General features: G+C 72.8%; 24 protein-coding genes. 10 read left to right on the plus strand and 14 right to left on the minus strand.

Going from position 1 to position 25,948, the window contains the following annotated elements; translation table 11 throughout:
• Positions 1 to 18: 18 nt before the first annotated feature.
• From trxA to ACIQCH_RS34075, 3 genes are read right to left on the minus strand one after another with little or no spacing between them, the layout of a single operon-like run.
• On the minus strand, positions 19 to 357 hold the full coding sequence (gene trxA / locus ACIQCH_RS34065; protein WP_402587446.1) for a thioredoxin: 339 nt from the start codon (positions 355 to 357) through the stop codon (positions 19 to 21).
• A gap of 11 nt (positions 358 to 368) precedes the next feature.
• Complete coding sequence (locus ACIQCH_RS34070; protein ID WP_402587448.1) at positions 369 to 788, minus strand: MerR family transcriptional regulator; 420 nt, start codon at positions 786 to 788, stop codon at positions 369 to 371.
• 29 nt (positions 789 to 817) lie between these two features.
• Entirely contained in the window at positions 818 to 1,843 is a 1,026-nt protein-coding gene (locus ACIQCH_RS34075; protein ID WP_402587449.1) for a GlxA family transcriptional regulator, read from the minus strand.
• 91 nt (positions 1,844 to 1,934) lie between these two features.
• On the opposite strand from ACIQCH_RS34075, the gene ACIQCH_RS34080 reads away from it, so the two are divergent.
• The 4 genes from ACIQCH_RS34080 (at position 1,935) to ACIQCH_RS34095 (ending at position 6,186) form a co-directional block, all read left to right on the plus strand.
• Positions 1,935 to 2,516, plus strand: coding sequence for an MBL fold metallo-hydrolase (locus ACIQCH_RS34080; RefSeq protein WP_402587451.1), 582 nt, complete (start codon positions 1,935 to 1,937; stop codon positions 2,514 to 2,516).
• Positions 2,517 to 2,551: 35 nt separating this feature from the next.
• Positions 2,552 to 3,454 carry an NAD-dependent epimerase/dehydratase family protein gene (locus ACIQCH_RS34085; RefSeq protein ID WP_402587453.1) on the plus strand — a complete coding sequence of 301 codons (903 nt, stop codon included), beginning with the start codon at positions 2,552 to 2,554 and terminating at the stop codon, positions 3,452 to 3,454.
• Between the two features lie 187 nt (positions 3,455 to 3,641).
• Positions 3,642 to 5,213, plus strand: coding sequence for a hypothetical protein (locus ACIQCH_RS34090; protein WP_402587455.1), 1,572 nt, complete (start codon positions 3,642 to 3,644; stop codon positions 5,211 to 5,213).
• A gap of 280 nt (positions 5,214 to 5,493) precedes the next feature.
• On the plus strand, positions 5,494 to 6,186 hold the full coding sequence (locus tag ACIQCH_RS34095) for a helix-turn-helix domain-containing protein (RefSeq protein WP_402587457.1): 693 nt from the start codon (positions 5,494 to 5,496) through the stop codon (positions 6,184 to 6,186).
• Positions 6,187 to 6,265: 79 nt separating this feature from the next.
• On the opposite strand, the gene ACIQCH_RS34100 is transcribed toward ACIQCH_RS34095, so the two are convergent.
• A complete protein-coding gene (locus ACIQCH_RS34100; protein WP_402587459.1) occupies positions 6,266 to 7,291 on the minus strand; it encodes an ATP-dependent 6-phosphofructokinase in 1,026 nt (341 codons plus the stop codon).
• Between the two features lie 260 nt (positions 7,292 to 7,551).
• On the opposite strand from ACIQCH_RS34100, the gene pta reads away from it, so the two are divergent.
• The 3 genes from pta to pyk all read left to right on the plus strand — a co-directional run bounded on the left by pta (position 7,552) and on the right by pyk (position 12,410).
• Positions 7,552 to 9,666, plus strand: a complete 2,115-nt coding sequence (gene pta / locus ACIQCH_RS34105; RefSeq protein ID WP_402587461.1) for a phosphate acetyltransferase — start codon at positions 7,552 to 7,554, stop codon at positions 9,664 to 9,666.
• Positions 9,667 to 9,713: 47 nt separating this feature from the next.
• Positions 9,714 to 10,916, plus strand: a complete 1,203-nt coding sequence (locus ACIQCH_RS34110) for an acetate kinase (protein WP_402587463.1) — start codon at positions 9,714 to 9,716, stop codon at positions 10,914 to 10,916.
• Positions 10,917 to 10,979: 63 nt separating this feature from the next.
• The gene (pyk, locus tag ACIQCH_RS34115; RefSeq protein WP_402587465.1) at positions 10,980 to 12,410 is read left to right on the plus strand and encodes a pyruvate kinase; all 1,431 of its coding nucleotides are present in this window, start codon (positions 10,980 to 10,982) and stop codon (positions 12,408 to 12,410) included.
• A 129-nt stretch (positions 12,411 to 12,539) separates the two neighbouring features.
• On the opposite strand, the gene ACIQCH_RS34120 is transcribed toward pyk, so the two are convergent.
• From ACIQCH_RS34120 to ACIQCH_RS34145, 6 genes are all read right to left on the minus strand, one after another.
• Positions 12,540 to 12,899 carry a DUF6086 family protein gene (locus ACIQCH_RS34120; RefSeq protein WP_402587467.1) on the minus strand — a complete coding sequence of 120 codons (360 nt, stop codon included), beginning with the start codon at positions 12,897 to 12,899 and terminating at the stop codon, positions 12,540 to 12,542.
• Positions 12,900 to 12,976: 77 nt separating this feature from the next.
• The gene (locus tag ACIQCH_RS34125) at positions 12,977 to 14,296 is read right to left on the minus strand and encodes a PQQ-binding-like beta-propeller repeat protein (protein WP_402587469.1); all 1,320 of its coding nucleotides are present in this window, start codon (positions 14,294 to 14,296) and stop codon (positions 12,977 to 12,979) included.
• Between the two features lie 164 nt (positions 14,297 to 14,460).
• Complete coding sequence (locus ACIQCH_RS34130; RefSeq protein ID WP_402587471.1) at positions 14,461 to 15,723, minus strand: hypothetical protein; 1,263 nt, start codon at positions 15,721 to 15,723, stop codon at positions 14,461 to 14,463.
• Positions 15,713 to 16,330, minus strand: a complete 618-nt coding sequence (locus ACIQCH_RS34135) for a DUF6114 domain-containing protein (protein WP_402587473.1) — start codon at positions 16,328 to 16,330, stop codon at positions 15,713 to 15,715. Before ACIQCH_RS34135 ends, ACIQCH_RS34130 begins: the two co-directional genes overlap by 11 nt.
• Positions 16,331 to 16,476: 146 nt before the next feature.
• Positions 16,477 to 17,106, minus strand: coding sequence for a DUF6230 family protein (locus ACIQCH_RS34140; protein ID WP_030200570.1), 630 nt, complete (start codon positions 17,104 to 17,106; stop codon positions 16,477 to 16,479).
• Positions 17,107 to 17,694: 588 nt separating this feature from the next.
• Complete coding sequence (locus ACIQCH_RS34145) at positions 17,695 to 18,672, minus strand: tetratricopeptide repeat protein (RefSeq protein WP_402587475.1); 978 nt, start codon at positions 18,670 to 18,672, stop codon at positions 17,695 to 17,697.
• A 503-nt stretch (positions 18,673 to 19,175) separates the two neighbouring features.
• Here ACIQCH_RS34145 and ACIQCH_RS34150 point away from each other — a divergent pair.
• Positions 19,176 to 19,805 carry a TetR/AcrR family transcriptional regulator gene (locus ACIQCH_RS34150; protein WP_402587488.1) on the plus strand — a complete coding sequence of 210 codons (630 nt, stop codon included), beginning with the start codon at positions 19,176 to 19,178 and terminating at the stop codon, positions 19,803 to 19,805.
• 267 nt (positions 19,806 to 20,072) lie between these two features.
• On the opposite strand, the gene ACIQCH_RS34155 is transcribed toward ACIQCH_RS34150, so the two are convergent.
• The 4 genes from ACIQCH_RS34155 to ACIQCH_RS34170 form a co-directional block, all read right to left on the minus strand.
• Entirely contained in the window at positions 20,073 to 21,773 is a 1,701-nt protein-coding gene (locus tag ACIQCH_RS34155) for a methylmalonyl-CoA mutase (RefSeq protein WP_402587477.1), read from the minus strand.
• A gap of 96 nt (positions 21,774 to 21,869) precedes the next feature.
• A complete protein-coding gene (locus ACIQCH_RS34160) occupies positions 21,870 to 22,202 on the minus strand; it encodes a DUF3817 domain-containing protein (RefSeq protein ID WP_402587479.1) in 333 nt (110 codons plus the stop codon).
• Between the two features lie 53 nt (positions 22,203 to 22,255).
• Positions 22,256 to 22,765 carry a MarR family winged helix-turn-helix transcriptional regulator gene (locus tag ACIQCH_RS34165; protein ID WP_402587481.1) on the minus strand — a complete coding sequence of 170 codons (510 nt, stop codon included), beginning with the start codon at positions 22,763 to 22,765 and terminating at the stop codon, positions 22,256 to 22,258.
• A gap of 20 nt (positions 22,766 to 22,785) precedes the next feature.
• Positions 22,786 to 24,066 carry an MFS transporter gene (locus tag ACIQCH_RS34170; protein ID WP_402587482.1) on the minus strand — a complete coding sequence of 427 codons (1,281 nt, stop codon included), beginning with the start codon at positions 24,064 to 24,066 and terminating at the stop codon, positions 22,786 to 22,788.
• Between the two features lie 70 nt (positions 24,067 to 24,136).
• On the opposite strand from ACIQCH_RS34170, the gene ACIQCH_RS34175 reads away from it, so the two are divergent.
• Both ACIQCH_RS34175 and ACIQCH_RS34180 read left to right on the plus strand, forming a co-directional pair.
• Positions 24,137 to 25,129 (plus strand): DUF5937 family protein, encoded by a 993-nt coding sequence (locus tag ACIQCH_RS34175; RefSeq protein ID WP_402587484.1) that lies wholly within the window; start codon positions 24,137 to 24,139, stop codon positions 25,127 to 25,129.
• Between the two features lie 104 nt (positions 25,130 to 25,233).
• Positions 25,234 to 25,773, plus strand: a complete 540-nt coding sequence (locus ACIQCH_RS34180; RefSeq protein ID WP_402587486.1) for a GNAT family N-acetyltransferase — start codon at positions 25,234 to 25,236, stop codon at positions 25,771 to 25,773.
• Positions 25,774 to 25,948 lie beyond the last annotated feature (175 nt).

The following is a 25,948-nucleotide window of genomic DNA, read 5'->3' on the forward strand; positions in this document are numbered from 1 at the left end:
GCCGGGGTCGCGCGGGCCTCAGGCCCGCGCGAGGACCTCGTCGATCTCCTGGAGGAGCCTGCGCTTGGGGCGGGCGCCGACGGTCTGCCGGACCGGCTCGCCCCCCTTGAAGAACATCAGCGTCGGCATGGACAGCACGCCGTAGCGGGACTGCGTGACGGGGTTGCTGTCCACGTCGATCTGCACGACCTTGATCCGTCCGGCCTCCTCGGCGGCGATCGAGCTCAGTACGGGGGCCAGCTGGCGGCACGGGCCGCACCAGTCGGCGGTGAACTCGACCAGCACCGGCAGCTCGGCCGACAGGACCTCGGTCTCGAAGTCGGTGTCGGTCACCTCGGCCACTCCGGCTGCGCGCATGGGGCTCCTCCTCATCCGTCGAATTCGCAGCGGGGCTCCGGACCTCCCGGCGCCTCCGCCCCGGCGGCCAGCTCGGCCACCGCGTGCTCCGCGGTCGCCAGCTGGCGCGCCACCTGCTGTCGTACGCCCGTCAACCGGTCGATCAGCCCGTCGAGTTCGGCGAGCTTGCGGCGGTACACGGCGAGCGAGGCGGGACAGGAGTCGCCGGCCGGGTGGCCCGCCCGGAGGCAGTCCACGAACGGCCGGGTCTCCTCCAGGTCGAAGCCGAAGTCCTGCAGCGTGCGGATCTGCCGCAGCAGCTGCAGGTCGTCCTCGCCGTACTCGCGGTACCCGTTGACGGCCCGGCGGGCGGGCAGCAGCCCCCGGGACTCGTAGTAGCGGAGGGTCCGCGTGGTGGTCCCGGCCTTGGCGGCCAGCTCGCCGATGCGCATGTCCACGACCGTAAGCCTTGACGCCGACGTCAAGCCAAGGGGCGGGTCCGGGGCCCCGTCCCGGCCCCTCCCCCGGCCCCTCCCCCGGTGCCGGCCCCGCTGCGGTCGCCGAAGCCGCGCCGGTACTCGCGCGGGGGCACGCCGCGGCGGCGCACGAACTGCTCGCGCAGGACGGCCGCGCCGGAGAAGCCGCAGCTGCGGGCGATCTCCTCCAGGGGTGCCGAACTGGTCTCCAGCAGCTCCTCGGCCCGGTTCAGCCGCTGGGCCAGCAGCCAGGCGTGCGGAGTGCTTCCGGTGGCCGCGCCGAAGCGGCGGACGAAGGAGCGGCGGCTCATCAGGGCCCGGCGGGCCAGGTCGTCCACGGTCAGCCGGCGGTCGAGGTGGGCCCTGGCCCAGCCGAGCACGTCGGCGAGCCGCTCGTCCTCGCCGTCCCGCGGGACGGGCGCCGCCACGTACTGGGCCTGCCCGCCGTCCCGGTGCGGCGGCAGGACCAGGTCGCGGGCCACGGCGTTGGCGACGGCCGCCCCGTGGGCGCGGCGGACCAGGTGCAGGCACAGGTCGAAGCCGGCGGCCGCGCCGGCGCCGGTGACGATCCGGTCCTCGTCCACGTAGAGGGCGTCGGGGACCACGGTGACGGCGGGGTGCCGGGCGGCGAGGAGCTCGGCGAAGCGCCAGTGGGTGGTGGCGCGCAGGCCGTCGAGGAGTCCGGCCGCGGCGAGCGCGAAGCCGCCGACGCAGTGCGCGGCCACGGTCGCGCCGCGCGCGTGGGCGGCGCGCAGGGCCTCGGCGGCGGGCGCGGGCGGTGGCTCGCGGAACCCCGCCCAGGGCAGGGCGAGCACGAGGTCGGCGTCGGCCAGGGCGTCGAGTCCGTGCGGCACGTCGACGCGTACGCCGACGTCGGTGACCACCGGGCCGGGGCGGTCGGTGCACACGGTGAGGGCGAAGCGGGGGACGGCCGGGTCGGCGCGCGCGTCGAAGACCTCGGTGACCAGGCCGAGGGCGAGCATGCCCACGCCGGGCGGGGCGTAGGCGGCGACGGTGCGGAAGGGGGGCATGCGCTGATCCTGGCACGGTGGCACGATTCCGGCGATGGATGGCATCCGTGCCACTCACGCCGGGTGGCGCGGCGGGGCGAGGCTTGTCCCCATGACGACGAACTACCGCATCCTGACGACGGGTTACACGCTCTCCACCGGGCCCGGGGTGGCCGCCACGGTCTCGTACGTGACGGACGGCGAGCGGCACGTGATCGTGGACCCCGGCATGGTGGCGCACCGCGACCGGATCCTGGGGCCGCTGGCGGAGCTGGGGCTGGGTCCCGACGACATCACGGACGTGGTGCTCAGCCACCACCACCCGGACAACACCATGAACGTGGGCCTGTTCGGCGAGGCGCGGGTGCACGACCACAAGGCGGTCTACCGGGCGGACCAGTGGACCGACCGCGACGCGGAGGGCGCCGAGCTGGGCCGCGGGCTGCGGCTGATCCGCACCCCGGGGCACAGCGCGGAGGACGTCACGCTGCTCGCGGACACGGCCGAGGGCGTGGTGGCCTTCGTGGGGGACCTGTGGTGGCGGCCCGACGGCCCGGCCGAGGACCCCGTGGCCCCGGACCACGAGCGACTGCGGGAGAGCCGGCAGCGGGTGCTGGACGTGGCCGACGTGATCGTGCCCGGCCACGGTCCGGCCTTCCCCTCGGAACAGTGGAGGGGGTCCGCCGACTTGTAGGGGGTGAGACCTTTCAGCAGAGACGGGGGAGACGCGTGCGCAGGGTGTGTGTCATCGGGGGCAGCCGGTACTTCGGGAAGCGACTGATCGAGCGGCTGGTGGCGCGCGGCGACGAGGTGACCGTGGTCAACCGCGGCTCGGCGCCGGCGCCGGCGGGGGTGGAGCAGCTGGTCGCCGACCGGAACGACGAGGCGGCGCTGCGGGCCGCGCTCGGGGACCGGGTGTTCGACGTGGTGGTCGACCAGGTCTGCTACACGCCCGTACAGGCGGCGATCGCCCGGCGGGTCTTCGAGGGCCGCACCGGGCGGTACGTGATGACCTCGACGATCGAGGTGTACGAGCACGAGGACGCGGACCACCCGCTCCCGGAGGACGCCCTCGACCTGGCGGCGGTGGTGGTGCGTCCGGAGCTGCCGTGGGGCGACCCCGCGTTCCTGGAGGAGCACTACGGCGAGGGCAAGCGCCAGGCGGAGGCGGTGTTCGCCGCCGCCCCCGCCTTCCCGTACGTGACGGTGCGGGTGGGCCACGTGCTGGGCGGGGCGGACGACTTCACGGGGCGGCTGGAGCACTACGCGGACCGGCTGCGGGCGGGTGAGCCGGTGGCGGTGACCGAGCCGAACCGCCCGTCGACGTACATCTACGTCGAGGAGATCGCCGACTTCCTCGCCTGGGCGGCCGGGGCGGAGTTCACCGGCCCGGTGAACGCGCTCGCGCACGGCCCGCTGACCACGCGGGACATCGTGGAGGCGGTGCGGGCGGTGACGGGCGGGGCGGCGCCGGAGTACCGGGTGGCCGGAGCGGGCGAGGCGGCCTCGCCGTTCGCGTTCGCGCGGGCGTACGGAATGTCGGGCGCCCGGGCCGAGGAGCTGGGCTTCGCCTTCTCGCACACCGGGGACTGGTTGGGCGGGGCGGTGGCGGGCACGCTCGCGGCCCGCTGAGCGACATCGAGCGGAACCGGGGCCTCCGCGACCCCCGTGCGCGGAGGCCCCGCATAGGGATCACGCACCGCGGGGCGTTCCGGTTCAGCCGCGCGACCGTCGATTTTCCGCCGGCGCCGTACAACCATCCGGGCCTCTCCCGTGTCGCACCTGCGGCAGGACACCACACAGTCTGATGGGGGAACCCTTGAGAAAGCTCATGGCAGCGGCGGTGGGCACGGCGCTCGCGCTCGGCGCCACCACCCTGGCGGCGGTGCCGGCCGCCCAGGCGGCCGGCGCCCCGCTGAAGTCGGCGGTCTGGACGGACGTGCACGACGGCAAGGTCTTCGCCGCCTTCAACCTGCTGGACGACGGCGTGCGTCCCGAGGACATCAGCCTGCACATCCGGCGCAGGGGCTCCGACGCGGTCCTCGCCTCCGTGAAGCTGCAGGGCACCGAGGCGTGCGCGCCCACCTCCGACTGCTGGGACTCGACCTACCTGACGGGCCCGCTCTCGCTCCCGGGGCTCGGCGGCTACACGGTGGACATCCTCGCCAAGGAGGGCACGGCCGAGGAGCGCGTCCGCCGCGACCGGGGCGAGATCCAGTACGGCCTGGACGCGCACATGGTGCTGACGCCCGACCACAAGTGGCTCTCGTACGACACGCCGCAGGTCACGGTGAACGGCACCCTCCTGGCCGAGGACCCGGACACGCACGAGACCAAGCCGTTCGCCGGGGTCTCGGTGAGCGGGGGCCTCCCGACCGACAGCGCGGGGCACTTCTCGGCGCAGGCCACCGCCACCGAGTTCACCCCCTCGCCGACGCTCGCCTTCGAGACGGACACGACGCGGCAGCAGATCACCATCCCGTTCCACAAGCAGGACCTGAAACTGGCGGTGGCCACCCCGACCGGCACGGTCACCGCCCCGTACGGCAGCTACGTCCCGGTCAAGGGCAAGCTCACCCGGATCGCCGACGACGGCACGGAGAAGCCGGTCGGCCTGCACGGGATCTCCGTCGGCGGCGGACGGCTGCCGCTGACCGCGAACGACGGCACGTTCTCGGGCAGCGTCGGCGCCGGCCCGGCGGGCCCGGTGACGGTCCAGCCCGACCCGTTCTTCTACTTCAACGCACCCCCGAAGCACACGTTCCAGCTGCAGGGCGCGACGTCCGTCTTCACCTCGGTGAAGGGCGCGGTCGACAAGTACCGCAAGGTCACCTTCACCGGGAAGCTGGGCACCACGACCGGCGCGGCCTCGCCGGGCGTGAAGCTCCCCCTGCACATCCAGTACTCGGCGGACGGCCGCACCTGGTCGGAGGCGGGCGGCTTCACGGCCGAGTACGGGGTGGAGTTCTCCCGGTCCTCGACGCGGAAGGCCGATGCGGACAAGGCCGGCTACTGGCGGCTGGTGTCCGGGACGACGACCCTGGTCAGCCCGTCGTTCAAGCTCGGCCGCAAGGGCACGCAGCTCTTCAACGACGACGTGACCCCCGAGCCGGTGCGCAAGGGCGCGACGATCACGGCCAAGGGCGGGCTGCTCCAGCAGTCGGGCACGTCGTGGCGGGCCTTCGGCGGCCAGACCGTCCGCGTCTACTTCAAGGCGGCCACCCGCGGCGCCACCTGGCAGCGGCTCGGCACCGCCGTGACGCGGACCGACGGCACCTTCCGCCGCACGTTCACGGCCAAGCAGGACGGCACCTGGCAGATCCGGTTCGTCGACGCGCCGGCCACGCACTACGCCGTGTCGGGCCGCGAGGACTACGTCGACGTCCGCTGACACCCACCGGCCTCCGGGGGGCCGTCCGCCCAGCGGACGGCTTCGCTCCGGTTCCCGGCCGCGACGGCTCGCGCCGTTGCGGTCGGGGGCGGCCGGAAGTTACCGTTCCGTACCGCTGGCGCACGCACGGAACCGGCGAGATAGTGGATCTTCACCCAGGCGGGTTACCGGACAGTCGCGGGGGAAACGGGCGAAAGCGCCGGAGATCCTAGGACGATCCTACGAGTTGTGACCTTGGTCGAACAGACCGTAGTCGTCGGGTCCCGGCCACCTCTACGGTGTGGCCGTGCACCAGAGCCCACCCTTCGACGCCCTCGCCGCCCGCCGACTGCGCGCCGCCCTGGGCATGGCGCCCGGCCACGTCGCCTACGGCCTGCGCGCCCAGTACGGACTCCTCGTCACGCCCGAGACGGTCATGGCGTGGGAGCGCGGCGAGGTCGCGCCGACCTCCGCCGAGCTGACCGCCCTCGCGGGCGTCCTGTGGTGTTCCCCGGGCGAGCTGCTCGCCCGGCCCCGCACCCTGCGCGAGCACCGGATGGCCAAGGGCATCGCCCCCGAGGAGCTGGCCCGCCGCATCGGCCTGGACGCCGGCGCGTACCAGAAGATGGAGAACTCCGGCCGCTGGAAGGGCAACGAGCGCCAGTCCGCCGCCCTCGCCCAGGTCCTCGGGCTCGGCCTGCCGGACTTCGTCGTCGCCACCGGGCGGGAGGAGGAGCTGGCCGAGGCGCTGCGCAACGCCGTCACCACGCGCTGGCAGGCGTACGTCAAGCCGCTCGCGAAGCTGGTGCCGGTCCCCCGGGAGCACCTGGAGCGGGTGGTGGAGCAGCTCTACGACGACTACCAGTCGACGATGGTCGCCACGCTGAGCTGGGGCGGCGGTGGCGGCCAGGCCGCCAGCGGCGACGCCGGCCGCGAGTTCCTCTCCGTCGTCACCGGCCACTTCTGGGAGCGGCTGGGCATCGCCCGACCGTGACGGCGGTCCCGGCACGACGGCCCGGACCGCCGTCACGGTCGGGCGTCCGGGGCGCCGGAGCGGGGCCGGCAGAGCCCGGTCAGAAGACCGACTCGGCCTCGTGCATGCGCTTCTCGGGGACCCGCTTGAGCTCGGTGACGGCGGAGGCGAGCGGGGCCATCACGATGTCCGTGCCGCGCAGCGCGGTCATGTTGCCGAAGTCGCCCCGGTGGGCGGCCTCGACGGCGTGCCAGCCGAAGCGGGTGGCGAGCACCCGGTCGTACGCGGTGGGGACGCCGCCGCGCTGGACGTGGCCCAGGATGACCGGGCGGGCCTCCTTGCCCAGGCGCCGCTCCAGCTCGACGGCCAGCCGGTTGCCGATGCCCGCGAAGCGCTCGTGGCCGTACTGGTCGATCTCGCCCTTCTCGTACGGCATGGAGCCCTCGACCGGGTGCGCGCCCTCGGCGACGCAGACGACGGCGAACTTCTTGCCGCGGTCGAAGCGCTCCTCCACCATCTTCACCAGGTCGGCGACCTGGAACGGCCGCTCGGGCAGGCAGATGCCGTGCGCGCCGCCGGCCATGCCGGACTCCAGCGCGATCCAGCCGGCGTGGCGGCCCATGACCTCGACGACCATGACGCGCTGGTGGGACTCGGCGGTGGTCTTGAGGCGGTCGATGGCCTCGGTGGCGACCATGACGGCGGTGTCGAAGCCGAAGGTGCGGTCCGTGGAGGAGATGTCGTTGTCGATCGTCTTCGGTACGCCGACGACGGGCATGCCCGCGTCGGACAGCATCCGGGCCGCGGTCAGCGTGCCCTCGCCGCCGATCGGGATGAGCACGTCCAGGCCGTACCGCTCGCGCAGCGCGGCGCAGTTCTCGGCCGCCTCGCTGAGCCGGGCGCGCTCCATGCGGGCCGAGCCGAGGATGGTGCCGCCGCGGGCCAGGATGCCGCTGACGGCGTTGAGGTCGAGGGGGCGGTAGTGGCCGTCGAGCAGGCCCTTGAAGCCGTCCTCGAAGCCGATGACCTCGTCGCCGTGACCGACGAGGGCCCGGTGCACGACCGACCGGATCACGGCGTTCAGGCCGGGGCAGTCGCCGCCTGCGGTGAGGACTCCGATGCGCATCGTGCTTCGTCTCCTGCTTCTCGTCGTACAGGTGCGGTCATACAGGTCGGACTGTCCGATTGTTCCACGTACGGGGGCAAAGGTGCGCCGCTTAGTGCTCCACTCGACGGGCCCTCGGACCCCTGTTCACGGGCCCTCTGCCGGCGGGCGCCGTAGCCAGCCGCGGAGGTACCGTCAAGGGGGCAAGCCCATGCCACGGGGAATTTTCGACACGAGGAGCCGCAGGCCGGCCCGGCCGGGCTCAGGGACGGAGAGCACGCGTGACCCGCAGCGTGTACGTGACCGGAATCGACCGGGGAGACGGCCGCCAGGTCGTCGAGCTGGGCATCATGGAGCTGCTGGCCCGCCAGACGGGCCGCGTGGGGGTCTTCCGGCCACTGCTGCACGACGCGCCCGACCGGCTGTCCGACCTCCTCCGGGCCCGCTACCGGCTGGAGCAGGACCCGGCGACCGCCTACGGCATGGACTACCACGAGGCCTCCGCCCTGCTCGCCGAGAAGGGCACCGACGAGCTGGTCTCGCGGCTGGTCGACCGCTACCACCGGGTGGCCCGCGACTACGAGGTCATGCTCGTGCTCGGCACCGACTACGCCGACACCAACCTCCCCGACGAACTGGCCCTCAACGCCCGCCTCGCGAACGAGTTCGGCGCCGTGGTGGTGCCGGTGGTGGGCGGCACCCGGCAGACCTCGGAGTCGGTGCGCGCCGAGGCCCGCAACGCCTTCCGCGCGTACGAGTCGCTGGGCTGCCAGGTGGTGGCGATGGTGGTCAACCGGGTGGCAGCCAAGGACCGGGACCACATAGCCGAGCGGCTCGCCGCCCGCCTCCCCGTGCCCTGCTACGTCCTGCCCGACGACAAGTCCCTGTCGGCGCCCACGGTCGCCCAGATCACCCACGCCCTGGGGGGCGAGGTGCTGCTCGGCGACGAGGCCGGACTGGCCCGCGACGCCCTGGACTTCGTCTTCGGCGGCGCCCACCTGCCGAACTTCCTCAACGCCCTGACCCCGGGCTGCCTGGTCGTCACCCCCGGGGACCGCTCCGACCTGATGGTCGGCGCGCTGGCCGCGCACACCTCGGGCACGCCGCCGATCGCGGGCGTGCTGCTCACCCTCAATGAGCGCCCGGCCCCGCACGTCCTGACCCTGGCGGCCAAGCTCGCGCCGGGCACGCCGGTGGTCTCGGTGGCCGGCAACTCCTTCCCCACCGCCGCCGAACTCTTCGCCCTGCAGAGCCGGTTGAACTCGGGTACGCCGCGCAAGCTGGAGACCGCCCTCGGGCTCTTCGAGCGACACGTCGACACCGCCGCGCTGCGCGACCGCCTCTCGGTGGCCCGCTCCACCCGCGTGACCCCCATGATGTTCGAGCACGAACTGCTCGAGCAGGCCCGCTCCGCGCGACGCCGCGTGGTCCTGCCCGAGGGCACCGAGGAGCGGGTGCTGCGCGCCGCCGACGTGGTGCTGCGCCGCGGGGTGTGCGACCTGACGCTGCTGGGCGACGCCGACGCCATCCAGAAGAAGGCCGGCGACCTGGGCCTCGACGTCTCCGCCGCCCAGCTGATCGACCCGCTGACCTCCCCGCTGCGGGAACGGTTCGCCGAGTACTACGCCAAGGCCCGCGGCCACAAGGGCATGACGGTCGAGCTGGCCAACGACGTGGTCACCGACGTCAACTACTTCGGCACCCTGATGGTGCAGGAGGGCCTGGCCGACGGCATGGTCTCCGGCTCGGTGCACTCCACCGCGGCCACCATCCGCCCGGCCTTCGAGATCATCAAGACGAAGGCCGAAGCCTCGATCGTCTCGTCCGTCTTCTTCATGTGCCTGGCGGACCGGGTCCTGGTCTACGGCGACTGCGCGGTGAACCCGGACCCGGACGCCGAGCAACTGGCGGACATCGCGGTGCAGTCGGCCGCCACCGCCGCCGCGTTCGGCGTCGAGCCGCGGATCGCGATGCTCTCGTACTCCACCGGCACGTCCGGCTCGGGCGCCGACGTGGACAAGGTCCGCAAGGCGACCGAGCTCGTGCGCGAGCGCCGCCCGGACCTGCTCATCGAGGGCCCGATCCAGTACGACGCGGCCGTCGAGCCCAGCGTCGCGGCGACGAAGCTGCCCGACTCGGACGTGGCCGGCCGGGCGACCGTGCTGATCTTCCCCGACCTCAACACCGGCAACAACACGTACAAGGCCGTGCAGCGCTCGGCCGGCGCCGTGGCGGTCGGCCCGGTGCTCCAGGGCCTGCGCAAGCCGGTCAACGACCTCTCGCGCGGGGCACTGGTGCAGGACATCGTCACCACCGTGGCGATCACCGCGATCCAGGCCCAGGGCGGCGGGACCCCCTCCGGGGCGGTACCGGCGGCCCCCGCCGCCACCGCATGACCGCCGCACCCACCTCCCACCACGCCGATACAGAAAGCCCCGCACCCGTGACCGCATCGCGCGTACTCGTCCTCAACTCCGGCTCCTCGTCGGTGAAGTACCAGCTGCTCGACATGGCCGACGGCTCCCGGCTGGCCTCCGGCCTGGTGGAGCGGATCGGCGAGGAGACCTCGCGGATCGCGCACACCCCGGCCGGCGGGGCCGCCGAACGGGAGCAGACCGGCCCGGTCGCCGACCACGGGGCGGCGCTCAAGGCCGTGGCCGCGGAGCTGGCCGCCGACGGCCTGGGCCTGGACTCGCCGGAGCTGGCGGCCGTGGGCCACCGGGTGGTGCACGGCGGCACCCGCTTCACCGCGCCGACCGTGATCGACGACGAGGTGCTGGACGAGGTCCGCAGCCTGGTTCCGCTGGCACCGCTGCACAACCCGGCCAACATCACCGGCATCGAGGTGGCCCGCGCGCTGCGCCCCGACGTCCCGCAGGTGGCGGTCTTCGACACCGCCTTCCACGCGACGATGCCGGAGTACGCCGCCCGGTACGCGATCGACGCGAAGGTGGCCGACGAGCTGTCGATCCGCCGGTACGGCTTCCACGGCACCTCGCACGCCTACGTCTCGCGGGCCACCGCCGCACTGCTGGGCAAGGCGCCGCAGGAGGTCAACGTCATCGTCCTGCACCTGGGCAACGGGGCCTCGGCCTCCGCGGTGCGCGGCGGGGTGTGCGTGGACACCTCGATGGGTCTGACCCCCCTGGAGGGCCTGGTCATGGGCACCCGCTCGGGCGACCTCGACCCGGCCGTGGTCTTCCACCTGGCGCGGGTGGGCGGCCTGTCGGTGGACGAGATCGACACCCTGCTGAACAAGCGCAGCGGCCTGCTGGGGCTGTGCGGGGACAACGACATGCGCGAGGTGCTGCGGCGGGCCGGCGAGGGCGACCACGCCGCGGACACGGCGTTCCGGGCGTACGTGCACCGGCTGAAGAAGTACATCGGCGCGTACGTCGCGGTGCTCGGCCGGGTGGACGCGGTGGCCTTCACGGCGGGGGTCGGCGAGAACGCGGCCCCGGTGCGGGAGGCTGCGGTCAGCGGACTGGAGGAGCTGGGCCTGGCGGTCGACGCCGGGCTGAACTCCGTCCGGTCGCGCGAGCCGCGGCTGATCTCGCCGGACCACGCCCGGGTGGCGGTGGCCGTGGTCCCGACCGACGAGGAGCTGGAAATCGCCGCGCAGACCTACGAGCTGGTTACCCACTAGTCACTTGGACTTTCCACCAGACGGAATATTCCGCTACGAAACAAACCGGATAGGATCCGCTTCATGCGCCGTTCCAAAATCGTCTGCACGCTGGGCCCCGCCGTCGACTCGCTCGAGCAGCTGAAAGCTCTCATCGAGGCCGGTATGAACGTGGCCCGATTCAATTTCAGCCACGGTTCCCAGGCAGAGCACCAGGAGCGGTACGACCGCGTCCGGCAGGCCGCCGCGGAGACCGGCCGGGCGGTCGGCGTCCTCGCCGACCTGCAGGGGCCGAAGATCCGTCTGGAGACCTTCGCCGAGGGCCCCGTCGAGCTGGTGCGCGGTGACGAGTTCACCATCACCACCGAGGACGTTCCCGGTGACAAGTCCGTCTGCGGCACCACGTACAAGGGCCTGCCCGGCGACGTCTCGGCCGGCGACCCGGTCCTGATCAACGACGGCAACGTCGAGCTGCGGGTGATCGAGGTCGACGGCCCGCGGGTCAAGACCATCGTCATCGAGGGCGGTGTCATCTCGGACCACAAGGGCATCAACCTGCCCGGCGCGGCCGTGAACGTCCCCGCCCTGTCCGAGAAGGACGTCGACGACCTGCGCTTCGCCCTCCGCATGGGCTGCGACATGGTCGCCCTGTCCTTCGTCCGCGACGCCAACGACGTCCAGGACGTGCACAAGGTGATGGACGAGGTGGGCCGCCGGGTCCCGGTCATCGCCAAGGTGGAGAAGCCGCAGGCCGTCGAGAACATGGCCGACGTCGTCGCCGCCTTCGACGCGGTCATGGTGGCCCGTGGCGACCTCGCCGTCGAGTACCCGCTCGAGAAGGTCCCGATGGTCCAGAAGCGGCTCATCGAGATGTGCCGCCGCAACGCCAAGCCGGTGATCGTCGCGACCCAGATGATGGAGTCGATGATCACCAACTCCCGGCCGACCCGCGCCGAGGCCTCCGACGTCGCCAACGCCATCCTCGACGGCGCCGACGCGGTCATGCTCTCCGCCGAGTCCTCCGTGGGCGCGTACCCGATCGAGACCGTCAAGACGATGTCGAAGATCGTCATGGCGGCCGAGGAGGAGCTCCTCTCCAAGGGCCTGCAGCCCCTGGTCCCGGGCAAGAAGCCGCGCACCCAGGGCGGCTCCGTCGCCCGCGCGGCCTGCGAGATCGCCGACTTCCTCGACGGCAAGGCCCTGGTCGCCTTCACCAAGTCCGGTGACACCGCCCGCCGGCTGTCGCGCTACCGCGTCACGCAGCCGATCCTGGCCTTCACCACCGAGGAGGGCACGCGCAACCAGCTCGCCCTGAGCTGGGGCGTGGAGTCGTACGTCGTGCCGTACGTCGACAACACGGACGCCATGGTCGACCTCGTGGACGCCGAGCTGCTCAAGCTGGGCCGCTACGCCGCCGGCGACACCATGGTCATCACGGCCGGCTCGCCCCCCGGCGTCCCCGGCACCACCAACATGGTCCGGGTCCACCACCTGGGCGCCGCGCAGCAGGCCTGACGCCCGCCGCGCCACCCGCTGCCGCACAGCCACCGAGGGCGGCACCCCCGACCGGGGGTGCCGCCCTCGGTGCGTTCGTTCCGGCCCGGGACCGTGCGCGGGCCGGGCCCGGGCGCGCCGTGGCCGGCGTCAGCCCGGCAGCGGCACCCCCAGCTCGCGCACGCCGTCCAGGTAGGCGCCCTCATCGTCCGTAGCGGGCACGACGGTGCGGCCGCTGCGCTCCAGGAGGGTGACGGCGAGAGGCAGGACGCCGTCGAGGAGCAGCCACAGGAACTGGTGCGTGCTCCTGGCGCGCACGGCCAGCAGCTCCTGGACGAACTCGCCGAAGGCGTCGGGGTCGATCCGGAACCAGCCCCCGGCGAGGGCCTCCAGCCCGGTGGGCCGCCGCACGGCCTTCCCCGCCGCCTCCAGCATGTCGACGAAGAGCACGGCCACGCGGTTGGACGCCCCGAAGACGGGATCGTCGTCTATCTCGAACAGGTAGCTCATGGCCGGTCATCCTCGCACCGAAGACCGCCCGCGTCAGGGGGCCCGCACCGCCGGAACGGCGGCGGGCCGAGCGGCCTTCACCAGCGTTGGTACGCGGTGAAGGGCGCGGCGGAGCCGCCCGAGCGGACGGCGATGAACCGGTCCCCGTACAGGAGCAGTCGGTCGACGTCTCCCGTGTCGTCGCGGAAGTGGCGGTCCTCCTCCTCGTCGCCGGTGGCGGCGTCGAAGACGTTCAGGATGTCCCCGTACCGGTGGGAGGCGTTCACCACCATGACCCGGCCGTCCTGCGCGTGCAGTCCCTGGACGGCGTAGTCCTTGCCGCCGATGGCCTCCTGCCACAGCTCCCTGCCGGTGGTCAGGTCGAAGGCGACGACGAGCCCCCACCCGCCGCCGCTGGTGCGCGCGAAGAGCCGCTGGTCGGAGACGACCACCTGGGTGCCGATCGAACCGTAGCCCTCACCGTTGGTCTCGATCCTCGCTCCGGGACGGCCTTCCGCATCGAAGGTGAGGAAGGCCTCGACGCCCTCCTCCCGGAGGTAGGAGTCGACGTCGCGCCGGTCCTTGGCGACGCGCAGCACGATCGGCTCGGTGGCCGTGACCGTCACGCTCGCGCCGGCGGGGACGCCGTCGCGGGTGTCGACGGCCGTGGTCCACCGCTCGTGGCCGTCGGACGGGTCGAAGGCGGCCAGTTTCCTCTCCTCGCCGCAGGTCAGGACGGCGAGGACCTGTCGTGGCGAGATGGCCACGCTGCCCGGGACACAGCCCTTCGGCACCGCACCCCTCCAGCGCGGAGAGCCGGTGCGCAGATCGACGGCCCGTACGGCGGGGGCGCCCGTTCCGGCCGAGGCGTCGAGGACCACGCCGAGTCCGCCGCCCACGGCGAGTGCGCCGAGGCCGTCGGTGGTGTCCCGGTGCGCCGGGGTGAGGGCGGTGTGCCACAGTTCGCGCCCGACGGCGAGGTCGAGCGCGGCGACGGTGGTGCAGCCGGCGCCGGGCTTCCTGATGTCCTCGGTGTACGCGATCAGCAGGCGGGAGCCGTCGGCGGTCTCGCTGGCGGCACAGATGTCGCGGCGGCGGGGCGGGGCGTACTCCCAGCGCCGCTCGCCCGAGGCGGCGTCGAAACCGGTGACGGCGTTGTAGCGGGCGCGGACGAGGGTGTCGCCGACGAGCCAGGACCGATGGGTGCTGGGCACGGGCGCCACCTTGTCGAGCGGGGTCGTCCACGCCGTCGTCATCGACGATCCCGGCCAGTAGCCGAGGGGGCTCAGGAACGTCCAGGCGAGGACGAGGACCACCCCGAGCGGGATGCCGACGACGGCCAGGCGACGGACCACGGACCGCCACGTGCCCGGCCCTTCCGCACTGCCCGTCCGGTCGCCGTTCGCTTCCTCCGTCATACGGATCCCCCCGCACTGGTCCGGTCACTCGAACGGCGTTCAGCGTAGGGGGTCGGTGATCACCGGCGCCGCTCGGGGCGACGTCGCCGGACGACGACGGCAGGGCGCCGCTCCCCAGGGGGGGAGGGGCGCCCTGCCGTCGGGTGCGTGCCGCGTCGCCGGGGCTACTCCATCCAGTTGTGGAGGCCGGGAACGGTCAGCGTGCCGCCGAACTGGCCGGCCTGCGTCACCTTGGCGTTGGTGAAGAAGGCGAACGGCACGTTCAGCGGGGGCGGGGTGTCCGGGCTGAAGGTGATCGGGATCAGGCCGAACAGGTTGCCCTTGAGCTCCTCGGTGTACATCGTCACCGTGCCGCCCCGGATCGTGGAGGTCGAACCGCCACGGGCCTTGAGGTGGGCGACGGTGCCGGACTTGCCGACGCGCTGGTGGAGGTCCTTGATGTCCACCGAGGACGCGGTGAACTTGAGGACCTTCTTGATCTTGCCGCCGGCCGTCTTGACCTCGACGATGCCGTGGTAGTCCAGGCCGGACAGGGTCAGCAGCGAGCTGTCCAGGTACCAGGGCTCGTCGGGCAGGAGCGGGACGCCGTCCTCCATCTCCGCCGCGGCCAGGGCCTTGGGGTCGTGGGTCGGGCAGGGGAACGGCTGCTTGCCGTCCTTGTCCTTGCCGTACTCGTCGTCCGAGGCCTTCGTGCCGGTCTCGTCCTTGGGCTCCTCGGCCGTCTTCTTGACGTCGTCCGAGAGGTCCTCGACCTTGGCTCCGGTGCGCTTGGCGGCCTCGCGGATCGCGTTCGCGGTCTTGGAGTCCACCTTCGAGGGCCCGGTGTCCGCGGCGGGCTTCCCGTCCGTGGCCGGCTTCTCGTCGGCAGGCTTCTCGCCGGGCTTCTCCTCGCCGGGCTTCTTCGTCAGGTCGCCGAGCAGGTCGTTGAGCTTGTCGCCCACGCCCAGCGGGTCCAACGGGTCCGGGGTCGCCGTCCGGGTGTCGGCCGGGCCGTCGTCCTTCTTCGGTTCGGCCGTCGAGGACGGCTGCGCCGAGGGCGAGGTCTCGGGCTCCGGCTCCTTCGTCGCCCCGGGAGAGGCGGACGGGGAGGCGGAGGGCGAAGCCTTCGGCGAGGGGCTCTCGTCCTTCGGCTTGCTCGGCATGTCCGTCGCCTTCGGCGAGGGCGACTCCTGCGGCGGCTCGTCCGAGCGCGTCACGCACGGGCCGGGCGCGAAGGGTATGTCCTTGTCGTCGGCGAGTGCCAGCTTGGGCGCCATGCCCATGCCGACGAAGACGGCGGTCGGCATCGCGGCCAGGGCCATCGTCTTGCCGACGGGTATCTGGAGCTTGGTCAGCAGGGACTTCCTCGGCGCCGCGTGGCGCGGGCCCTTCTTCTCACGGGACTGCGCGTCGGGCGCGATGGCCCGCTGCGTCTCGTCACCCCGCACTGTTCCTCCCGCCGTTGGCGTGGGCAGTCGTCTCGGTCGCGGCGGGCCCCTGCTCGTACGGCTGCTCGTACGCGGCGTGGTCCGCGTGCTGCTGCTCGTACGGGAAGCCCTGCGGGTCCGTTTCCGTGCGGGGACCGGGGACGTGCTCCGGCTGCTCGCCGATCTCGGCCATGGTGTCCTCGCCGTCCTCGGCCTCGTCCTTCGCCTTCCCGGGCGCCCAGGACAGTGCCAGCGCACCGCCGATCAGCGCGGGGAAGAAGCCCAGGAAGAAGCCGCCGAAATTGGATACCGGGAGCGAGATGAGGGCCAGCAGGATCGCGGCCACGCCGGCGAAGACCCGCATGGTCTGCTGGAACCAGAGGCAGAGGCCCAGCGTGATGAGCAGGAAGCCGATGATCAGCGAGCCGGAGCCGGCGGTGGTCGCCATGGCGATGGTGACGTTCCCGAGGCGGACGTCCGCGTACGGGAAGTACAGGATCGGGACGCCGCCGAGCAGGGTGAACAGACCCGCCCAGTAGGGCCTGGTGCCCCGCCACTGACGGAACGTGAGCCGACCACGCTTGAGCCAGTGCATGTCCTGGGGGGAAACCGGGGCCTCGGCGTTCATGGACAACAGCTCCCTGGAAACGGTGGTACGGAGAACTACGTGAAGTGCCGGGACGGGCGGGCGGAGCGGCAGGCGCCGCCCGCCCGTCCCCCAAGCGCTCGGACCTCCGGGCTCGTAAGGGCCCGGTGTCCGCTAGGTGGTCAGGCCTAGTAGCAGGGCTTGTCGCCCGCGAGCAGACGCAGGCTCAGGTTCGGCAGGCTGAAGGTGCCGGCCGTGGTCGCCCACGCCTTCTGCTCGACGTTCTTCAGAACGGCCTTCTCGGCGCGCTGCGAGAACGCGTACGGGCTGGCGACGGTGCCCGACTGCGGCTTCGTCTTGTGGCTCGGGTCGCCGACGGCGACACCGATGTCCAGGTTGGTGAACTCCGCGTCGGCGTCGAGCTCGGCGACGTCGAGGTAGATGTTCTTGGCGACCGCGGGGGTGCCCTTGTTACCCGTGTGGAGCTGGAGGGTGATGTTGCCGAGGCCGGGCACCGGGGTGACCAGCGACTGGCACATGTTGGTGATCTCGGCACGGCTGAAGCCCGAGATCGTCACCGGGTGGTGCGCCTCGTTGCCCTTGAGGTCGTGACCGCTGGCCACGCCGCCGTACTGGATGAGGTCGTCACCGACCAGCTGGTCGGCCGAGACCTTGAAGTCCTGGCCGGAGACGCTGAACGACGCGGCGAGCGCGCCCTGCGCCAGACCCACACCGACCGCGGCGGTGGCGGCGATGCTGGGCACCATGACGAGCGCGAAGCGCTTCCATCTGGTCCCACCACGAACCTGGGAATTCATTTTCCGTTCCTCCTTCTCGGACGTACATCTCCGGTCCGGGTCGAGCCCGGCCTGGGATGGGAGAAGTGCTACGTCCTCGGAGGAGCGCAAGTAACCGAAACACGGATACGTGTCCGGATCACCGGCCTCACCCCCGAGCGACAACCACTGGCCGCGTGTCCGCGCGGCCGGGAGGACAGGCCCTGCCGGCGGCAGAGACCCCCCTGTCCAGAGAGCCGGCGACGGTGCGCAGACCCACTCGGTGGGGACCCGTCTCCGGCACCCCCGGTGTGGAGGGCTTCGGGGATGGACCGAGCGTGGCCGATCGTGGTGCATTCACGGCCGGGGCACAAGGGGGTTCGTTACTGGCTAGTAACGGCCCGATAACCACGACGCGACGGGGCGGCATCGAGCGACGACGCTCGGTGTCTCCGACCGTCACGACAGAGGGTGATATGGAACGACAAACCGGGCAGATTCCGGGGTTCGATTTACTGCGAGTAACAGCGGCCGCGATTACCAAGTTTTGGTAAAGCGCGGCCGCTGTTTATCTCCGTGTCAACAAATCGCCGGTGCCCCGGGAGGGCGAAACGGAACGTCCGCGGCAGCTCAGAAGAGCACGCGGGCCAGCGCGGTACGGGCCTTCGCCACCCGCGGATCCTCGGCCCCGACGACCTCGAACAGCTCCAGCAGGCGCACCCGCACCGCGTCGCGGTCGTCGCCCGCGGTGACGCGCACGGTGTCCACAAGTCGGCCGAAAGCATCCTCGACATGGCCGCCCGCGAGGTCCAGGTCGGCGGCGGCGATCTGCGCAGCCGGGTCCTTCGGGTTTCCGGCCGCCGCCTGGCGCACCGCCTGCGGGTCCATGCTCCGCACGCGGGCGAGCAGTTCGGCCTGCGCGAGACCGAGCTTGGCCTCCGGGTGCGTCGGGTCGTCCGCGAGGACGTTCTTGTACGCCTGGACCGCGCCGGCCAGGTCGCCCGCGTCCAACGCGGCGACGGCGGCGTCCAGCAGGGCGTCGTACGGACCGGCGGGCGCCGCGGCGGGGACGCCCGCCTGCGCGTCCACGTCCGCGTCCGCGTCCACCGCGAGGCCGGTGAGCCCGAAGCGCTGCTCGGCGACCTGCACCAGCTGGGCCAGGGTCTCGCGGATCTGCTGCTCGGGGGCGGCGCCCTGGAACAGCGGGAGGGCCTGGCCCGCCACGACGGCGAACACGGCCGGAATGCCCTGGATGCCGAACTGCTGCATCAGCATCTGGTTGGCGTCGACGTCGACCTTGGCCAGGACGAAGCGTCCGTTGGCCTCCAGCGTCAGCCGCTCCAGCAGGGGGCCGAGCTGCTTGCAGGGCTCGCACCACTCGGCCCAGAAGTCGATGACGACCGGGACCTCGGTGGACCGCTGGATGACGTCGCGCTCGAAGCCGGCCTCGTCGACGTCGATGACCAGGGCGGAAGGGGACACCGCGGCGGCGCCGCCGTGCCGGGCGGCCTCCGCGCGCGCCTGCTCGGCCTTGGCCTTGGCCTCGCCGGCCGCCTTCACAGCGGCGAGGTCGACCACGCCGCTCATGGACATGTTTCTGGGCTGCATGCGTACATCCTCCCCCCTGTGCGCGCGGCCGCGAAAAGACCGGCTGAAAACACCCCCGGCACGCCTTCGCGTGCCCTGATTCCGGCCCCCGTGCGGGGGCCGGCGACCCGGACGTGCGGGTCGGTGGCCCGTGTGCACGGACCGGTGAACGTATGCGGCGCCGGGTCCCCACCTGGCGCCAGTGGCTGTCGCTCTTACGCTACGAGTCGTAGCGTAACTGGAACCGGGGCGCGGCGCCGCGTGATGTGGGTCACGGCACTTTCCCTACTGACGGGTATCGTCGCGGGATGCGCATCCGCTGTTCCGCTTCCGAACCCGCCCGCGACTCCGGGCGGAGCTCCGGCTCGGGCGCCGGTTCCGGTTCCGGCTCCGGGACGGGCTCCGCGTCGGGGGCCGCGTCGGCGTCCCGGTCCGCGTCGGGGGCCGGGTCGGGGACTGGCTCCGTGCCCGGGTCCGCATCGGGGGCCGGCTCCGTGTCCGGGTCCGCATCGGGGGCCGGCTCCGTGTCCGGGGCCGGGTCCGGCAAGCCGTCGGGGCGTACCGGCCGGCCCCGCAGTGCGGCCGCGGACGCCGCGATCCTCGCGGCCACCCGGGACGCGCTGGTCGAGCTGGGCTGGTCGAAGCTGACCATGGGCGACGTCTCGGCCCGCGCGGGGGTCGCCAAGACCACCCTCTACCGGCGCTGGGCGGGCAAGAACGAGCTGGTCGTGGACGCCGTGGCCGAGCTCTTCGACGCGCTGGAGCTGCCCGACCGCGGCTCGCTGGAGGCCGACATCGAGAACGTGGTGCTGCAGTTCGCGGAGCTGCTGCACCGCCCGGAGGCGAAGACCGCCCTGATGGCCGTGGTCGCCGAGTCCACCCGGGACGCCGCGCTGCGCGACCGGATCCGGTCGGCGATCGTGGAACGCCAGAAGCACCTGGTGGTGCTGGGCAGGCAGCGGGCCCAGGCGCGCGGGGAGCTCCCCGCCGAGGAGGACGACACCCTCGCGGGCGGCACCACCGACCTGATCTTCGACGTGATCGCCGGCACCGTGGTGCACCGTGCGCTGGTCAGCGCCGAACCGGTGGACGGAACCTGGGTGGCCATGTTCACCACCCTTCTGATGCACGGCCTGAAGGGTGCGGCCTCGTAGCTCCCCCGGGGTGGGGTGTGCAGGCCGGGGTGGGGGTGGGCTCTCGCTTCGTGGGGCCGTCCCGTGGTGTGTGGGTCCCCTCGCCTCTTGAGGCGTCATGGCCTGCAGGCCATGACGCCTCAAGAGGCTCCCCCACGCACCACGGGACGGCCCGCTCCCTCGAGACGGTGCCCCCGGGTACGCCGAAGGGCGCGGCCCCAGGGCAGAGGGCCACGCCCTTCGGCGCTTCGCGGGCGGGCAGTGGCCCGCGGGCACGGGTGCCGCGGCTCAGAAGCCGGCCGGCTCCGTGTACGTGCCCCACTCGTCGCGGAGCACGTTGCAGATCTCGCCGAGCGTGGCCTCCGCGCGGACGGCGTCCAGCATGGCGGGGATCATGTTCGAGCCGTCGCGCGCGGCAGCCAGCATGGCCTCCAGCGAGGACTTGACCTTCGCGTCGTCGCGGCGCTCCTTGCGCTCGCCGAGCAGGCGCACCTGCTCCCACTCGACCTCGTGGCTGACCCGCAGGATCTCGAGGTCGCCGGTGACGGAGCCGTCGTGGCAGTTGACGCCGACGACCCGCTTGTCGCCCTTCTCCAGCGAGCGCTGGTACTGGAAGGCGGACTCGGCGATCTCGCCGGTGAACCAGCCGTCCTCGATGCCGCGCAGGATGCCGGAGGTGATCGGCCCGATCGGGTGCTTGCCGTCCGGGTGGGCGCGCAGGCCGCGCTCCTTGATCTGGTCGAAGATCTTCTCGGCGTCCGCCTCGATGCGGTCGGTGAGCTGCTCGACGTACCAGGAGCCGCCCAGCGGGTCGGCCACGTTGGCGACGCCGGTCTCCTCCATCAGCACCTGCTGCGTGCGCAGGGCGATCTCGGCGGCCTGCTCGCTGGGGAGCGCGAGGGTCTCGTCGAGGGCGTTGGTGTGCAGCGAGTTGGTGCCGCCGAGCACGGCCGCGAGCGCCTCGACCGCGGTGCGGACGACGTTGTTGTACGGCTGCTGGGCGGTCAGGGAGACGCCGGCGGTCTGGGTGTGGAAGCGCAGCCACTGGGCCTTCTCGGAGGTGGCGCCGTACACCTCCTTCATCCAGCGGGCCCAGATGCGGCGGGCGGCGCGGAACTTCGCGATCTCCTCGAAGAAGTCCACGTGCGCGTCGAAGAAGAAGGACAGACCGGGCGCGAAGACGTTGACGTCCAGGCCGCGGGACAGGCCGAGCTCGACGTAGCCGAAGCCGTCCGCGAGCGTGTACGCGAGCTCCTGCGCGGCCGTGGCCCCGGCCTCGCGGATGTGGTAGCCGGAGACCGACAGGGGCTTGTACGCCGGGATGCCCTCGGCGCAGTACTCCATGAGGTCGCCGATGAGGCGCAGGTGGGGCTCCGGGCCGAAGATCCACTCCTTCTGCGCGATGTACTCCTTGAAGATGTCGGTCTGGAGCGTGCCGTTGAGCACGCCCGGGTCGACACCCTGGCGCTCGGCGGCGACCAGGTACATGCAGAAGGCGGGGACGGCGGGGCCGGAGATGGTCATCGAGGTCGTGACGTCGCCGAGCGGGATGTCCTTGAAGAGGACCTCCATGTCGGCGGCCGAGTCGATGGCCACGCCGCAGTGGCCGACCTCGCCGAGGGCGCGCGGGTCGTCCGAGTCGCGGCCCATGAGGGTGGGCATGTCGAAGGCGACCGAGAGGCCGCCGCCGCCCGCGGCGAGGATCATCTTGTAGCGCTCGTTCGTCTGCTCGGCGTTGCCGAAGCCGGCGAACTGGCGGATGGTCCACGTGCGGCCGCGGTAGCCGGTGGGGTGCAGGCCCCGGGTGAAGGGGTACTCCCCCGGCCACCCGATGCGGTCGAAGCCCTCGTACGTGTCGCCGGGCCGCGGCCCGTACACGGGCTCGACGGAATCGCCGGAGAGGGTCGTGAAGTCGGCGTCCCGCTTGCGGGCCTTGTCGTAACGGGCCTGCCAGCGGTGGCGGCCCTGCTCGATGGCGTCAGCGTCCATGCTTCGAATTTACTAGGACGTCCTACTAAATGTCGATGGCAAACCCCCGGGGACATCCCCGGGGGTCGGGACGCTTCCCCCGAACGGGGGCAGGACTCAGGCCTCGGCGGGCGCGGGGACGGCGTCGAGCACCAGCGGCTCGACCTCCTCGCGGACCTTGCGCTCGACGAAGAAGGCGGCCAGCGGGATGGTGCCGCTGACCATGACCCACAGCATCTTGCCGAACGGCCACTTGGCCTTGGAGCTGAGGTCGAAGGCGAAGACCAGGTAGATCATGAACAGGACGCCGTGGATCTGGGAGACCACGAAGGTCAGGTCCGCGCCCTTGTCGAAGCCGTACTTGAAGATCATGCAGGTGCACAGCACCAGCAGCATGACGGCGGTGGCGAAGGCCATCACCCGGTACCTGGTCAGCACGCTCTTTTTCATGCCCTCGAGCGTAACCGCCCGAATGGTGCGATCTTGACGGGGGGCGCCGCGGACTACTTCTCCTCGAAGTCGCCGGAGAAGATCCGCAGCGGCCGCAGCATCGCGAAGATCTCCGCGCACTCCTCGGCGTCGTACGCGCCCATGCCGAAGTCCATCTCCATCAGGTCCCGGGTGGCCGCCTCGACGACCTCGCGACCCTTGTCGGTGATGGAGGCGAGGGTGCCGCGGCCGTCGTTCGGGTTCGGGCGCTTGGCGACCAGCCCGGACCTCACCAGCCGGTCGACGGTGTTGGTGACCGAGGTCGGATGCACCATCAGACGCTCGCCGATCTTCGACATCGGCAGCTCGCCCGACTTCGAGAAGGTCAGCAGCACCAGCGCCTCGTAGCGGGCGAAGGTCAGCCCGTACGGCTTGACGACCGAGTCCACCTCGCCGAGCAGGATCTGGTGGGCCCGCATGATCGAGGTGATGGCGGCCATCGAGGGCACCGGACCCCAGCGGCGCTGCCACAGTTCGTCGGCGCGGGCGATGGGGTCGAAGGGGAGGCTGAGCGGCTTGGGCACGCTCCGACCTTACCGGCCGGTCATATGGTGGTCAGCCCCGTCTCGTCCTTTGGTCCGCGCTCCCGGGGGGCGGCGCCCGCCGCCGCACTCGCGTCGTCCGCCCCCGTGCGGCGCAGCTCCCCGAGCAGGACCAGCACGCTCAGCGTGCCGAGCGCCCCCGCGCCGGCCACCACCCCGTGCACCGGCAGGTACTCCGCCGCCAGCCCGGCCACCGCCATGCCGGCCCCCTGCAGGGTCATCAGCCCGCTGCTCAGCAGGGTCATGGCCCGGCCCCGCAGGTCCTCCGGGACGGCGGCCACGTACCACTGGTCGAGTCCCAGGGTGTACGCGTGCGCCAGCCCGGCCACGAGCAGTACGCCCAGCAGCACCGGCACCCCGGGCCGGCCGGCGTACGCGAGCAGCGGCAGCAGGCTGACGGCCGCGAGCGGCCGGGCGATCCGGGAGCGGGCGGCCGGGCCGAGCGCGGAACCGGCCCAGAGCTCCCCCGCGACCGCCCCCACCGGCATCGCGCACATCAGCAGCCCGAGCGCCACCGTGCCGGCCCCGACGTGCTCGGCGTACGGGACCATCAGCGCCTCGGCGGCGATCAGGAAGAAGGACGGCACCCAGAACATCAGGGTGAGCGCCCGCAGCCGCCGGTCCCCCAGCACCGCCCGCGCCCCCGCCAGCGGCGAGGTGCGGTCCCCGGCGGCCCGGGCGGGCCGGTTGCGGGTCCCGAAGCGCAGCAGTGCGGCCGAGCCGAGGAAGGCGGCGGCGGTGAGGGCGAGCGCCGCGCGCGGGGCGAGGACGGTGAGCAGCAGCCCGCCGAGCCCGAAGCCGACCAGCTGCGCGCTCTGGGCGACCACGCGCAGCAGCGAACGGCCCAGCACGAACACCGGGCCGGAGCCGAGGATGTCGGCGAGGGAGGCGTTGCGGGTGCCCTGGAAGAGCGGGGCGACGAAGGCCATCGCGCAGCGCAGCACGAGGAGGGCGGCCACCGGGGTGCCCGGCAGCACCATCGCGGCGGCGCAGGCGGCGCACACCAGGTCGCAGGCGACCAGGACGCGTCGGGCGGGGTGGCGGTCGGCGAGCCCGGCGAGCAGGGTGCCGCCGAGGACGTACGGCAGGAAGCCGAGCGCGAAGGTGAGCGCGCTCATCAGGGGCGAGCCGGTGAGGCGGTAGACGAGGACGGTGAGGGCGAGCTCGGCGACGACGAGGCCGATGACGGAGACGAGGTGGGCGGCGAACACGGGCCGGAACTCGCGCACGGCGAAGGCCGCGCGGTACCCGGCCCCGCCTGCCTGGGGGACGGCGGTGGTCATGCCGTCCACCCTGGCGGGGGCGGAGGCCGCCCGGTATAGATTCGGGCCCACCCGAATCAGAGGTGGTGCCGTGCCCTTCGAACTCCGCTTCGGCGAGGGCGACCTGCTGCGCTGCCGGTTCGCCCTCTCCCCCCGGTGGGAGACCCAGGAGGCCGTCCGCACGCTGCAGCGCCCCGGCCGGCACGGTTACCACCTGCCGTGGCTGCGCGGCATCAGGGCGGCCGCGGCGGAGCTGGACCTGCGCCCGCTGTGGCTGCTGATGCCGGTGCGCGGGTACACCCCCGACTTCCTCGGCCCGCCGCCGCTCGGCCCGGCGGCCGGCTTCGAGGAGGAGATGGCGGCGGTGCGGGCCACCGACCCGGCGACGGCCCGGGTGGAGATCGAGCGCGCCCTGCGGGACACGCCCGGGGCGTACGGGAGCCCGCTCGGCCGGGCGATGCTGGCCGATCCGGCGCGCGCGGTGCGGGAGCTCGCCGACCTCACCGAGGCGGCCTGGCGGGTCCTGGTGGAGCCGCACTGGCCCCGGTTGCGGGCGCTGCTGGAGGCGGACCTGGTCTTCCACTCGCGGCGGTTGGCGGAGGGCGGCCTGGAGGCGCTCTTCAACGGCCTGCACCCGACGCTGACCTGGCGGGACGGCACGCTGGTCGTCGACCGCCCCGGGGAGCACGTGCGCGAACTAGGCGGCCAGGGAGTGGTCCTGATGCCGAGTGCGTTCGGCTGGCCGGAGGTGGTCAGCGGGTTCGACCCCCCGTGGCAGCCCACCGTGGTCTACCCGGCGCGGGGCGTCGGCGGGCTGTGGAGCGGACCCGTCGCCCGTACGCCGGCGGCGCTCGCCCGGTTGCTGGGCCGGGCCCGGGCGGACGTCCTGTGCGCGCTGGAGGAGCCGGCGGCCACCACCGAGCTGGCCCGGCGCCTCGGTCTCGCACCGTCCACGGTCTCGGAGCACCTGTCCGCGCTGCGCGGGGCCGGACTGCTGCTCGCGCACCGGCACGGCCACCGGGTGCTGTACGAGCGCACGCCGCTCGGCATCACCCTGGCGACCGGGGCAACCGGACAGCCCTGACGGCCGCGTACCGGCGCCGGATCGGGGCCTGCGCCGAGGCCGTCGGGGACGCGCCCCCGGCCTCGCCCCCACTCCGGCTCCCCCGTCCGGGCTATCGTGCGCCCGTGCCCGACTCCCCTCCCCCTTGGCCCACCGCGGCCCCGCTGACGACGCCCCGCCTCCGCCTGGAACCGCTGCGCGTGGACCACGCGCCCGAGGCGGTGTCCGTCTTCGACGACGTCCGACTGCACACCTGGACCGGCGGTACGCCCGCCACGCTCGCGCAACTCGAGGCGCGGTACGCACGCCAGTCGGCGGGCCGGTCCCCGGACGGCACGCAGGGCTGGCTGAACTGGATGCTGCGCCGCACCTCGGACGCACACCTGGTCGGAACGGTGCAGGCCACGCTGTACCACCCGCCCTCCGCCACCGGGATCGAGGCCTCGCTCGCGTGGGTGGTGGGCACCGCCCACCAGGGCCACGGCTACGCCCGCGAAGGCGCCCGCGCCATGGCGGCGTGGCTGCGCACCCAAGGGGTGACGCGCCTGGCCGCGTACGTCCACCCCGAGCACGAGGCGTCGATGTCCGTCGCACGAGCCCTCGGCCTGCGCCCCACCGGGATGGTGGAGGACGGCGAGGTCCGCTGGAGCGACGCTGCCGCATAGCGCGCGGCAACAAGCCCCCGTCCGCCGGCTCCTTGGCCATGCCCGGTGGGTCGCGTGGTGTGTGGGGGAGGCGCTTGACGGGGGTGGCAGGCTGGACCGGAGGCAGGCCCGGGCCAGGGGTGGCCGAAGGCCAGGGCGAAGCCCCTTGCCCCTGGGGTGGGCCTGCCGCAGGGCC

This window comes from Streptomyces sp. NPDC093225 (assembly GCF_044753805.1).
Lineage (GTDB): Bacteria > Actinomycetota > Actinomycetes > Streptomycetales > Streptomycetaceae > Streptomyces.